The sequence below is a fragment of the Nocardioides scoriae genome (assembly GCF_900104965.1).
Lineage (GTDB): Bacteria > Actinomycetota > Actinomycetes > Propionibacteriales > Nocardioidaceae > Marmoricola > Marmoricola scoriae.
Map to the genome: position 1 here is coordinate 3,549,638 of NZ_LT629757.1, position 12,341 is coordinate 3,561,978.

A 12,341-nucleotide genomic window follows, 5' to 3' on the forward strand; every position below is an offset into this window, starting at 1 on the left:
GCGTCAGGGGGTCGGCAGGGGTCCCCCCGCCGACGCCCCGTCGAGCTCAGCCCTGCCAGCGCACCAGGGTCGCGCGGGCACCGCGGTCGTGCAGCGACGCCAGCGCCTCGAGGTAGGGCTCGGTGAAGCGGGGCTGGTCGGCCAGGTCGCCGAACAGGTCGCGGTCCTCCAGGAAGGCCAGCGGCTCCTGCTGCTGCCGCGCGGCGCGGGCCATGACGTCGTCGCGGCGGCGGTCGACCACCTCGATCGCGGCCCCGTCCTCGTCGACGCCCTCGGCGTAGCGGGCCCAGGCCGCGACGACCAGGGCGGAGCGGCGCACCTCCCCGTCGTGGGCGAGGTTGTGCTGGACGACCGGCACCAGCCAGGTCGGGATCCGGTCGGAGCTCTCGGCGCACAGCCGGGCCAGGGTGTCGCGGATCTCGGGGTTGGCGAACCGCTCCACGAGCTGGCGGCGGTAGTCGGCGAGGTCGACGCCCGGCACCGGCGCCAGCGTGGGGGAGCCCTCGCGCTCCATGTAGTCGAGCAGGAAGCCCGCGAACAGCGGGTCCTGGCAGACCTCGTGGGCGTAGCGGTAGCCGCTGAGGTAACCCAGGTAGCACAGCGCCTGGTGGCTGGCGTTGAGCAGCCGCAGCTTCATCAGCTCGTAGGGCTCGACGTCCTCGACGACCTGGACGCCCGCCTCCTCCCACGCCGGACGACCCTGGCTGAAGCGGTCCTCCAGCGCCCACTGCGTGAACTCCTCGCAGACCACGGGCCAGCCGTCGACCAGGCCGGTGGCCTCGGTCAGCTCCTCGCGGTCGGCGTCGGTCGTGACGGGGGTGATCCGGTCGACCATGCAGCTGGGGAAGTCGACGTGCTCCCCGATCCACGCGCCGAGCTCGGGGTCGCGCCGCGACGCGAAGGCGGTCAGCATCCGCTGGGCGACGTGGCCGTTGCCCTGGATGTTGTCGCACGACATCACCGTGAACGGCGCCGTGCCGGCGGCGCGTCGCCGAGCCAGGGCCTCGGTGAGGAACCCGAAGGTGGTCACCGGCAGGCCCTCGCCACGCAGGTCGGCCTGGATGCCCTCGTCGCGGTCGTCGAAGCCGCCGGTGACCGGGTTGACGTGGTAGCCGCCCTCGGTGACCGTCAGCGACACGATCCGGGTGGCCGGGTCGGTCATCCGCGCCAGCACCGCCTCGGGATCGGCGGGTGCGTGCAGGTAGTCGACCATCGAGCCGACCACCCGCCGGTCGCGGCTGCCGTCGGCGTGCTTGACGACCAGCGTGTAGAGCCCCTGCTGGTCGGTCAGCACCTCGGCCATCCGTGCGTCCTGGGGGAGCACCCCGACGCCGGTGATGCCCCACTCCTCGGCGCCGGGGACGCCCTGCTCGAGCAGCCGGTCGACGTACATCGCCTGGTGCGCGCGGTGGAAGCCGCCCACGCCGAGGTGGACGATGCCGGTGCGCACCCGCGACCGGTCGTAGCCGGGCACCGAGATCGACGGGTCGAGCCCGCCGAGCGCGTCGGGGTGCAGCCGGGTGGTGTCGTGCGCCGTCGTGCTCACTTGACCGCCCCCAGCGAGAGGCCGCGGACCAGCTTGTCCTGCGCCGCGAAGCCGGCGATGAGCACCGGCAGCGACACCAGCGTGGCGGCGGCGCACAGCTTGGCCAGGAACAGGCCCTGGCTGGAGATGAAGCCGACCAGGAAGATCGGCGCCGTCGCGGCCGTGGTGGAGGTCAGGTTGACCGCGAACATGAACTCGTTCCAGCTGAAGATGAAGCAGATCAGGCTGGTCGCCGCCAGGCCGGGCGCGGCGATCGGCGCCACCACGGAGAGCAGCGTGCGGACGAACCCCGCGCCGTCCATCCGGGCGGCCTCGAGGATCTCGACCGGCACCTCGGCCAGGAACGAGCGCATCATCCACACCGCGATCGGCAGGTTCATCGAGGTGTAGAGCACCACCAGCGTGAGGATGTTGTCCAGCATCCCCGCCTTGCTGACCAGCAGGTAGATCGGCAGCAGCGCGGCGATCGGCGGCAGGAACTTGGTCGAGAGGAAGAAGAACATCACGTCGGTCCACTTCTCGACCGGCTTGATGCTCAGGGCGTACGCCGCGGGCACCGCGAGCAGCAGCACGAGCAGCGTCGAGGTGATGCTCGCGATGGCCGAGTTGATGAGGTACGGCGTGACGTTGCGGTCGAACAGGGCGCCGTAGTTCTCGAGGGTCAGCGGGGCCAGGATCGACGGCGGGTTGGTCGCCGCGTCGGCCTCGATGTGCAGCGAGGTCAGTACCATCCACGCCACGGGGGCGAAGAACAGCAGCGTCACCACCCACGCCAGCACGGTCCAGCCGATCCCGGCCGGGGCCGACGAGTCGTCCTTGGCCTTGCGCCGGCGGCGGCGGCGCTCGGCGGGCGGCAGCGCGCGGCCGACGTCGCTGGTCTCCTCGGTGTCGGTCGCCGGCTCCATGGTCTGGCTCATCGCGCCATCTCCTCCTCGTTGAACAGCGAGGAGATCGTCCGCAGCGCGAAGGTGGCCACGACGATCGTGCCCACGACCACCACCACGCCGGCCGCGGCGGCCTCGCCGTACTCGAACTTGCGGAACATCGTCAGGTAGATCTCGTAGGGCAGGTTGGTCGTCGCCGACCCGGGGCCGCCCTGGGTGATCGTGTAGATCGCGTCGAAGGTCTGCACGACGTACACCGAGCCGAGCAGCGTCGAGAGCTCGATGTAGCGCCGCAGGTGCGGCAGCGTGATGTGGCGGAAGATCTGCGTCGGGCTGGCCCGGTCGATGCGGGCCGCCTCGAGGACGTCACCGGGCTGCGACTGCAGGCCGGCCAGCAGGATCAGCATCATGAACGGCGTCCACTGCCACACCAGCGCGGCCACGACGGCCGGCATCGGGGTCGAGGAGATGTAGTCGACGACCGGGCCCTCCTCGGCGCCGAAGAGCTGCCAGACCCAGTTGAGGACGCCGTTGAACAGGCCGTAGTCGGGGTTGTAGAGGGCGTGCTTCCACAGCAGCGCGGAGGCCACCGGCATCACCAGGAACGGCGCGATCAGCAGGGTGCGGCACACGCCGCGGCCGGGGAACTTGCGGTCGAGCAGGACCGCGATCGCCAGGCCCAGCAGCAGGCTGATCACGACCACCGAGGCCGTCAGCACGACGGTGTTGAGCACCGCCGAGCGCAGCCGGCTGTCGGTGAAGACGGTGGCGAAGTTGGAGAGCCCGGCGAAGGACTGGTAGCTGCCCAGCCCGAGGAAGCTCTTCGCGCCGGGGCGCTGGATGTTCCAGTCGAGGAACGAGACCGCGATGGTCACCAGGAACGGGATCTGCGTGACCACGATCGTGAACACGAGCGCCGGCAGCAGCGGCGCCCGGCGGACCCACCCCTCCTTCCTGGAGCGGGCGAGGGGGGCGGGACCGCCCGCCGCGGCCGGAGCCGCGGCGGGACGGTCGTTCTCGACCGTGGAGGTCACTGGTAGTCCTTCGCGACGTCCTCGGCCAGGCTCTGCCCCTTCTTCAGGGCGTCCTCGACGGTGCCGCGACCGGCGATGGCGGCGGCGATGTCCTGGGACACCTTGGTGCCGAGGTCCTGGAACTCCGGGATGGCGACGAACTGCACGCCGACCGTGGGACGCGGCTGCACGCCCGGGTTGGTCGGGTCGGCGGACTCGATGGCCTGCAGGGTCTTGTCACCGAACGCGGCGGCGGCCTTCTCGTACTCCGGGAGGGCGTACGTCGACTCGCGCTTGCCGGCGGGGACCCGCGCCCAGCCGAGCTTCTCGCCGACCAGCTTCTCGTAGTCCTTGCCGGAGGCCCAGGTCATGAACTCCGCGGCGGCGTCGGCCTTCTTGGTGGTCTTGGGCATCGCCCAGGCCCAGGTCCACAGCCAGCCGGCGGACTTCGTCTCCTTGACGGGGGCGAAGGCGTAGCCGACCTTGCCGGCGACCTTGCTGACCGACGGGTCCTCGAGCGAGCCGGCGGCCGAGGTGGCGTCGTACCACATGGCGACCTTGCCCTGGCTCATGGCGTTGAGGCACTCGGTGAAGCCGGCCTGGGCGGCTCCGGGCTCGCCGTGCTCCTTGATCAGGTCGACGTAGAAGTTGACGGCCTCGCTGAACTCCGGGCTGTCGACCTCGGGCTGCCAGTCCTTGGTGAACCAGGTGCCGCCGAAGGTGTTGACCACGGTGGTGAGCGGCGCGAACATCTCGCCCCAGCCGGGGAGGCCGCGCAGGCAGATGCCCTTCATGCCGGGCTCGGCGCCGTCGACCTTGGCCGCGGCGGCCGCGACCTGGTCCCAGGTGGGCTGGTCGGGCATCTCGATGCCCTCCTTGGCGAAGACGTCCTTGCGGTACATCAGGAAGGAGGACTCGCCGTAGAACGGCAGGGCGTAGAGCTTGCCGTCCTGGCCCGAGAGCGACTGCACGATCGGCTCGATCAGGTCGCCCTTGTCGAAGCCGCTGGCGTCGGCGTACTCGTCGAGGGGGGCCAGCCAGCCGTTCTCCGACCAGATCGGGACCTCGTAGGCGCCGATGGTCGCGACGTCGTACTGCCCGGCCTTGGTGGCGATGTCCTGGGTGACCTTGTCGCGCAATTCGTTCTCGGGGAGGATCGTGTAGTTCACCTTGATCCCCGTGTCCTTGGTGAAGCTGTCCTTGGTGAGCTTCTCGATGTCGACCATCTGCGGGTTGCCGACCATCAGGACGTTGATCGACTTGGCGTCGTCGCTGGCGCCGCCGCCTCCGGCCCCGGCGCCGCATCCGGCGAGGACGAGGCTCAGGGCCGCGGTGCCGGCGATCGCGAGCCGGCGGGTGCTGGACCGTGGGGTCACGGGTTCCTCCATGGGTGTGCGGGCGGGCGGTGCCTGCCCTCGGATGGGATGGTGTGTTCGGTTGGAGAGGTGTGCGGCGCTGGCCCGGTGCCGCTCGGGAGTCGGTGGATCGGGGGGTCTCAGGCCCGGATGACGTGGGGGCCCATCACGCCGAACCGGTGGGCGTCGGCGGCGCTGACGCCGGTGTCGGTCACCAGCGCCTCGAAGTCGGGCAAGTCGGCGAAGCGGCAGAAGCTCGAGACGTTGAACTTGGTGTGCACCCCGACGAAGATCCGGCGGCGGGCGCTGGCCACGACCTGCGACTTCACCGCGGCCACGGCGGGGTCCGGGGTGGTGAGGCCGTGCTCGCGGGAGATCCCGTTGGCGCCCAGGTAGGCCAGGTCGATGACCAGCTCCTTGAGCATCCGGGTGGCCCAGTGGTCGACGGTGGCCATCGTCAGGCCCCGGAGCCGGCCGCCGAGCAGCACCACCGTGATGTGGGGGTACGGCGCGAGCGTGCCGGCGGCGAGCAGCGAGGAGGTGACGACGGTCAGCCGGGCGTCCGCGGGGTGGGCCAGGGCGATCGCCTCGGCGACCAGCTGCGGGGTGACGCCCTCGTCGATGTAGACCGACTCGGCGCCCTCGAGCCGGGCGGCGGCGGCGGTGGCGATGCGTCGCTTCTCGGCGACCATCGAGCTCTTGCGCTGGTCGACGTCGCTCTCGTAGCCGACCCCCTCGACGGGGTGGGCGCCGCCGTGGACGCGGTGCAGCATGCCGCGCTCCACGAGCTGGCGCAGGTCGCGGCGCACGGTCTCGGGGGCGACGTGCAGGTCGTCGGCCAGCCGCGCCACCTCGACCCGTCCGTCGTGGCGGGCCAGGGCCAGGATCTGGCGCTGCCGCTCGTCTGCCTCCACGGCCTGCCCCTTCCCGAGTCCGAGCCGACCGACTCGTGCGTCGGTGTGACGGGGGTCACCTGCTCTGGGAGCAGTGTGCACCCGGGTGCGGGCAGAGGGGGAGCCCGGATGGGCGCCCGGACCTGACCGAGTCGTGCCCGGTTGGCGGGGGTTCCGGGTCCCGGATGCGGCATTGGAGCGTGCCAATGCGCCGCAATACGGATCCGGGTCCCCCGATCGAGGTCCGGACGTGCCCGAACGCCTGCCCGGTCGGGCAGTCGGGTCAGTCGGACCTGGTCATCGCAGGCGCGTGGGTGTGAACCGCTCCGGCGGCGCGGCGATGACGTCCTGGGCGGCCACGAGCGCGATCTCGCGGGTGCCGGCGGCCAGGGTCTCCTCGAGGATGCCGAACACGGTGGAGGTCACGCGCGGCAGGGCCGTCGCGGCGTCGCCGGTGCGCAGCAGGTGCGCCAGGAAGACCGCCGCCGTCACGTCGCCGCAGCCGTTGGGGCTGATCGGGAGCAGCGGGGTGCGCACCGTCCAGGCGCCGGCGTCGGAGACCGCGAGCACGTCGACCGAGCCCTCGGGGGTGTCCTCGGTGAGCACGCTGGTCACCAGCACGGTGCGCGGCCCGGCCGCGCGCACGGCGTCGACGGCGGCCAGCAGCTCGGCGGTGGTGCGGGTGGTGGTGCCGGCCAGGAAGTCGAGCTCGAAGTGGTTGGGCGTGATGACGTCGGCCGCCGGCACCACCCGGTCGCGCATCAGCTCGGGGATGCCCGGGCGCACGAACATCCCGCGCCCCACGTCGCCCATCACCGGGTCGCAGCAGTAGACCGCGGCCGGGTTGAGCTCCTTGGTCCGGGCGACGGTCTCGAGCACGACCGCGCCCACGTCCTCGGCGCCCTGGTAGCCGCTCAGCACCGCGCTCACCCGCTCGAGCACCCCGCGCTCCTCGACGCCGCGGACCACCTCGCGCAGGTCGTCGGCCGACAGCAGCGGACCGCGCCACGCGCCGTACCCGGTGTGGTTGGAGAAGTGGACCGTGTTGACCGCCCACGCCTCGATCCCGAGCCGCTGCAGCGGGAAGACCGCCGCGCTGTTGCCGACGTGCCCGAAGGCCACCGAGGACTGGATGGTCAGGAGCTCCATGGCGTCAGTCTGGCGCACGGGGTGGGGGTGGTCGCCGCCACGCACCACCCTCAGGCGATCAGCAGCGACCGCTTCGAGAGCCCCATCCAGTAGCCGTCGATGACCTGGTCGGCGGGCGCGCCGGGGTCGGTGGCGGCGCCGAGCGCCACGAAGAGCGGGGTGTAGTGCTCGACCGTCGGGTGGGCGTACGGCATGCCCGGGGCCTTCGAGCGGTACGCCGCCAGCTCGGCCACGTCGCCGCGCGCGATCGCCTCGGAGGCCCAGCCGTCGAAGTCCGTCGACCAGCCGGGGGCGGCGGCGTCGATGCGGAACTCGGTGAGGAAGGGCAGGCCGTGGGTGAGGAAGCCCGAACCGACGACCAGCACGCCCTCGTCGCGCAGCTCCCGGAGGCGGGCGCCGAGCGCGAGCAGCTTCTCGGGGTCGTGGGTGGGCAGCGACATCTGCAGCACGGGGATGTCGGCCTCGGGGTACATGATCCGCAGCGGCACCCACGCGCCGTGGTCGAGCCCGCGCGAGGCGTGCTGGTGGACGGTCTCGGTGTCGGGCATCAGAGCCGCGACCCGCTGGGCCAGGGCGTCGGCCGCCGGCGTCCGGTAGGTCATCCGGTAGTAGCGCTCGGCGAAGCCGCCGAAGTCGTAGACCAGGTCGACGCCGGGGCCCGAGGCGCTCAGCGTCAGCGGGGCGGACTCCCAGTGGGCGCTGACGATGAGGATCGCCGTCGGCCGCGGCAGGTCGGCCGCGAGGGCCCGCAGCTGGCCCGACCACACCGGGTCGTCCAGCAGCGGCGGGGCGCCGTGACCGAGGTAGAGCGCCGGCATCCGTCCGGAGGGGGTGGTGGTCGTGGTCATGCTGCTCCTCACACTTGAGGATTCAAGTGTAGGCCCTGATCAGGGCAGACGCCAGTCCACCGGGGTGCCGCCCTGCTCCTCGAGCAGCCGGTCGACCCGGCTGAACGGCCGGGACCCGAAGAAGCCGCGGTGGGCCGAGAGCGGGCTCGGGTGGGCCGACTCGACCCAGGGGACCGGGCGCAGCTCGGGCTTGAGCGACTGCGCGTCGCGGCCCCACAGGATGGCGCTCAGCGGGGCGCCCGCCTCGGCCCGGGCCGCGAGCACCCGGATCGCCTGGTCGGTCACCGGCTCCCAGCCGCGGCCCCGGTGGGAGGCGGCGGCGCCCGGCGTCACGGTCAGGCAGCGGTTGAGCAGCATCACGCCGGCGTCGGCCCACGGGGAGAGGTCGCCGGTGGTGGGCTGGGCGACGCCGAGGTCGTCGACCAGCTCGCGGTAGATGTTGACCAGGCTCCTGGGCGGCGCCACGCCCGGCGCGACGGAGAAGCTCAGCCCCACGGGGTGGCCGGGCGTCGGGTAGGGGTCCTGCCCCACGACCAGCACCTTGACCTCGGCGAGGGGTCGCTGGAAGGCGCGCAGCACGTGGTCGCCGGCGGGCAGGTAGCCGCGCCCCGCAGCCAGCTCGTCGCGCAGGAACCCGCCCATCCGGGCGATCTGCTCCTCGACCGGTGCCAGCGCCTCGGCCCAGTCGGCGGCGACGAGGCCGCGCTCGGTCAGGGACGCCAGGGTGCTCATCGCGCCAGCCTAGGAGGTGGCCGGACACCAGGACGGGCCGGCGGCCTGGGCTCCCTCCCAAGGGGCTCCCAGGGCCACCGGCCCGGTGTCCCGGACCTGGCGGAGGTCCGGGCGTCGTGGTGGTGCTCAGGCCAGGAAGGCCAGCACCTCGCGGTTGAACTCCTCCGCGTGGCTCACGTTGAAGCCGTGCGGGCCGTCCTGCACCACGTGCAGCCGGGCGCCGGCGACGGCCCTGGCCGTGCGCTCGCCGGAGACCTCGAACGGCACCGTGGCGTCGCCGTCGCCGTGGATGACCAGCGTCGGCACGGTGACCTTGGCCAGGTCGGCGCGGAAGTCGGTGGTGCCGAACGCCGCGATGCAGTCGACCAGCGCCCGGTCCTCGGCCTTGGCCTCCAGGGCCAGCGCCTCCTGGCGCTGCTCCTCGGTCACCTTCAGCTCGCCGCCGGAGGAGAAGAAGTCGGTGGTGAAGCCGTCGAGGAAGCCCTCGCGGTCGTCGCGGGCGCCCTGCTGCATGCCCTCGACGTCCTCGGGGGCGAGGCCGCCCTCGGGGTTGTCGTCGGTCTTGAGCAGGTACGGCGGGACGGCGGCCGCGAAGACGGCGGCGCGCACCCGGTCCTCGCCGAAGGTGCCGATGTAGCGGGCGATCTCGCCGCCGCCCATCGAGAACCCGACCAGGGCCACGTCCCGCAGGTCGAGGGCCTCGAGGAGACCGGCGAGGTCCGCGGCGAACGTGTCGTAGTCGTGGCCCGAGCCGGGCTTGTCGGAGTCACCGAAGCCACGGCGGTCGTAGGTGATCACGCGGTGGCCGGCCTCGGCGAAGGCCGGCACCTGCTCGGACCACGAGGCGCCGCTGAGCGGCCAGCCGTGGATGAGGACGACGGGGCGCCCGTCACCGCCGGTGTCGTCGTAGTTGAGCGAGATCCCGTTGGCAGTCACCTGGGGCACGTCATCACCTTTTCTCCGAGGGGGGTCGTGGACCGGCACACGTGTGCACCGCGGTCCTGGTCGTACCCCGCGCCCCCGCGGGACTAACGCCTCGCCCCAGAAGTCGTACGACGTTCAACCAGTCGTCACCCGGTGGGCGGCTCGGCCGCCACCCCGCGCAGCGGACGCTGCAGCCGGTCGAGGAAGCGGCTCAGCAGCGCCTCGCGCAGGTCGGGGGAGGCCAGGTCGAGCAGCGCGTTGACCTCGGCCATCTCGGTCGGGAGCTCCGAGCCGTCGCCCGCCATGCCCACCGCCGCGAGCAGCCCGTCGAAGTCGTCCTCCCCGAGCTGGGCGGGGTCGAGCGCCCGCACGAAGGCGACCACCTCGGCGTCGACCACCACCGGGCCGGAGGCGACCGCCGCCGCGGTGGCCGCGCGGAGCGCCTCGAGGAACTCCTCCACGTGGGGGGCGGTGGCGGCGCTCAGCGACAGGTGCACCGTCGGCGGCCGGCCGTCGTGGGACAGCTGCGGCTGCACCCACCAGCCGGCCCGCGTCATGGCGTCGGTGATCGTGAAGACGTCGCAGCTCGCGTCGGTGGCCAGCGCGACCAGCGTCGAGTCGGGGCGCGCGACCACCCGCAGGCCCTCGATGCCGGCGACGCCCGCCACCAGCCGGTCGACGCCGTCGAGCACCTGCGCGGTCAGCGCGAGGTAGCCCGCGTCGCCGATGGTGCTCACCACGGCCCAGGCGCCGGCCAGCGGGCCGCCCGACCTGGTCGACTGCATCGTGGGGTTCAGCATCGTGTAGCCGGGCCAGCGGGCGCTGGCGAAGTACTGCGGCCGACGCAGCTCCGCGGTGCGGTGCAGCAGCACCGAGGTGCCCTTGGGGGCGTAGGCGTACTTGTGCAGGTCGACCGAGATGCTCGTGACGCCGTCGACCGCGAAGGTCCAGGGTGTGACCGCCCGCCCCAGCCGGGCGGCGTACGGCAGCACCCAGCCGCCGATGCAGGCGTCGACGTGGCAGCGGACTCCGCGCGCGGCGGCCGCGGCCGCGATCGGCCCCACGGGGTCGACCACGCCGTGGGCGTACGACGGGGCGCTGGCCACCACGAGCACGGTGCGGTCGTCGATCGCCGCGGCGGTGGCGTCGGGACGGGCCCGGAAGTCCTCGCCGACGGCGACCGTGACGACCTCGACGCCGAAGTAGTGGGCCGCCTTGTGGAAGGCGGCGTGCGCGGTGGAGGGCAGCACCATCCGCGGCCGCTCGACCTCCGGGTGGGCGTCGCGGGCCGACTGCACGGCCAGCAGGACCGACTCGGTGCCGCCCGAGGTGATGGTGCCGACCGTGCTCGGCGGCGCGTCGAGCAGGTCGCAGGTCACCCCGACCAGCTCGTTCTCCATCCGCAGCAGGCTGGGGAAGGCGGTCGGGTCCAGCCCGTTGCTCCCGGCGTACGCCGCCACGGCCGCGCGCCCGACCCGGTCGGCCTCCTCGAGCCCGGAGTCGTAGACGTAGGCCAGCGTGCGGCCCCCGGTCACCGGCACGTCGGCCGCCTGCATCGCGCGCAGCCGCGCCAGCACGTCATCCACGTCGGTCCTCCGGTCGGGCGGACACGACGACGGTCGCCGCGTCGAGGGCGTAGCCGCGCAGCGGCAGCAGGCTGAGCAGCACCAGCGCGGCGGGGAGCAGGGAGAACCCCAGGGTGATCGCGGTGACGGCCGAGCCGGGCTGGAGCTGGGTCATCCAGTCGGCCGGCTGGTCGGTGGAGACGTAGCCGCCCAGCGCCAGCACGCCGGCGTACACCGCAGGTCCGAGCGCGAGGCCGAGCGTCTCACCGGCGGTCCACACGCCGGTGTAGACGCCGGTGCGGTTCTCGCCGGTGCGGGCGGCGTCGACGGCGGCCGCGTCGGCCAGCATCGCGAGCGGGAAGACCTGGACGCCGGCGTACCCCACTCCGACCAGGGCCGTCGCGGCGTACACCAGCGCGACGGGGACGTGCCCGGCGCCGACGAGCACCAGCGCGGCGAGCGCCAGCACCAGCGAGGACAGCTCGTAGCCCCGGCGCTTGCCGACCCGGCGCCCGAGCGCGGCCCAGGCGGGGGTCAGCAGCAGCGCCGGGCCGACGAAGCAGACGAAGAGCAGGGTCGCGGCGGAGCGGTCGACCAGCACCCAGCGGGCGACGTACGCCACCCCGGCGAGCATCGCGCCCACGGCCAGGGCCTGCACCACGAAGGTCGTCAGGAGCAGCCGGAAGTCGCGGGCGCCGGCCACCACCCGCAGCTGGTCGCGCAGGGTGCCGGTGCCCGGGCCGACCCGGCCGACGGGTGCCGAGCGGGTGCCGGCGTACGCCCCGACGACACCGACCACCAGCAGCACCGCCACCAGCAGGCCCATCACGCGGTAGCCCGTGCGGCCCTCCAGGGCGTTGACCACCGCCGGAGCGGACGCCCCGCTGGCCATGATCGCCAGCGCCAGGATCGCCACCCGCCACGTCATCAGCCGGGTCCGCTCGTCGTAGGAGTCGGTGATCTCGGCGGGCATCGCGACGTAGGGCACCTGGAAGAAGGCGTACGCCGTCGCGCACGCGACGTACGCCACCAGCACCCATGCGACCTCCAGGCCGGTGGACCCCAGGTCGGGCCCGGCGAAGACGAGCGCGAAGCAGGCCGCCATCGACAGGCCTGCCCGCAGCAGCCAGGGCCGGCGCGCCCCGCGCGGGTCGACGGTGCGGTCGGTGACCCGCCCGGCGACCGGGTTGAGCACGACGTCCCAGGCCTTGGGCGCGAAGACCACCACGGCGGCGAGCGCCGCGCCCACCCCCAGGGTGTCGGTCAGATAGGGCAGCAGCATCAGCCCGGGCACGGTCCCGAAGGTGCCGGTCGCCACGGAGCCGAGGCCGTAGCCGATGCGGGTCCGGGTCGACAGCACCTCGGTCCGCATGGCGGCAATCTAGTGCGCGCGGCCCGCGGCGGCACCCGGTCCGTGGTACCCACGACCTGA

General features: G+C 73.1%; 11 protein-coding genes. All 11 read right to left on the reverse strand.

What is annotated here, in order from left to right; all coding sequences use genetic code 11:
- Window positions 1–46 precede the first annotated feature (46 nt).
- Window positions 47–1,546: a mannitol dehydrogenase family protein gene (locus BLU55_RS16815; RefSeq protein ID WP_091732090.1), complete on the reverse strand. Its 1,500-nt coding sequence runs from the start codon at window positions 1,544–1,546 to the stop codon at window positions 47–49.
- Window positions 1,543–2,463, reverse strand: a complete 921-nt coding sequence (locus tag BLU55_RS16820) for a carbohydrate ABC transporter permease (protein WP_231916924.1) — start codon at window positions 2,461–2,463, stop codon at window positions 1,543–1,545. Before BLU55_RS16820 ends, BLU55_RS16815 begins: the two co-directional genes overlap by 4 nt.
- On the reverse strand, window positions 2,460–3,464 hold the full coding sequence (locus tag BLU55_RS16825; RefSeq protein WP_091732092.1) for a carbohydrate ABC transporter permease: 1,005 nt from the start codon (window positions 3,462–3,464) through the stop codon (window positions 2,460–2,462). The genes BLU55_RS16820 and BLU55_RS16825 overlap by 4 nt, the downstream gene beginning before the upstream one ends.
- Window positions 3,461–4,819, reverse strand: coding sequence for an ABC transporter substrate-binding protein (locus tag BLU55_RS16830; protein ID WP_231916925.1), 1,359 nt, complete (start codon window positions 4,817–4,819; stop codon window positions 3,461–3,463). Before BLU55_RS16830 ends, BLU55_RS16825 begins: the two co-directional genes overlap by 4 nt.
- A gap of 119 nt (window positions 4,820–4,938) precedes the next feature.
- Window positions 4,939–5,712 carry a DeoR/GlpR family DNA-binding transcription regulator gene (locus BLU55_RS16835; protein ID WP_091732097.1) on the reverse strand — a complete coding sequence of 258 codons (774 nt, stop codon included), beginning with the start codon at window positions 5,710–5,712 and terminating at the stop codon, window positions 4,939–4,941.
- 276 nt (window positions 5,713–5,988) lie between these two features.
- A complete protein-coding gene (gene pdxY / locus BLU55_RS16840) occupies window positions 5,989–6,840 on the reverse strand; it encodes a pyridoxal kinase PdxY (protein ID WP_091734134.1) in 852 nt (283 codons plus the stop codon).
- Between the two features lie 50 nt (window positions 6,841–6,890).
- Complete coding sequence (locus tag BLU55_RS16845; protein ID WP_091732100.1) at window positions 6,891–7,688, reverse strand: dioxygenase family protein; 798 nt, start codon at window positions 7,686–7,688, stop codon at window positions 6,891–6,893.
- Window positions 7,689–7,727: 39 nt separating this feature from the next.
- Window positions 7,728–8,420 (reverse strand): uracil-DNA glycosylase, encoded by a 693-nt coding sequence (locus tag BLU55_RS16850; protein ID WP_091732106.1) that lies wholly within the window; start codon window positions 8,418–8,420, stop codon window positions 7,728–7,730.
- 126 nt (window positions 8,421–8,546) lie between these two features.
- Complete coding sequence (locus BLU55_RS16855; RefSeq protein WP_197681026.1) at window positions 8,547–9,365, reverse strand: alpha/beta fold hydrolase; 819 nt, start codon at window positions 9,363–9,365, stop codon at window positions 8,547–8,549.
- 125 nt (window positions 9,366–9,490) lie between these two features.
- Window positions 9,491–10,930: a pyridoxal phosphate-dependent decarboxylase family protein gene (locus tag BLU55_RS16860; RefSeq protein WP_197681027.1), complete on the reverse strand. Its 1,440-nt coding sequence runs from the start codon at window positions 10,928–10,930 to the stop codon at window positions 9,491–9,493.
- Window positions 10,923–12,281, reverse strand: coding sequence for an MFS transporter (locus BLU55_RS16865; protein ID WP_091732108.1), 1,359 nt, complete (start codon window positions 12,279–12,281; stop codon window positions 10,923–10,925). The genes BLU55_RS16860 and BLU55_RS16865 overlap by 8 nt, the downstream gene beginning before the upstream one ends.
- Between the last annotated feature and the right edge of the window lie 60 nt (window positions 12,282–12,341).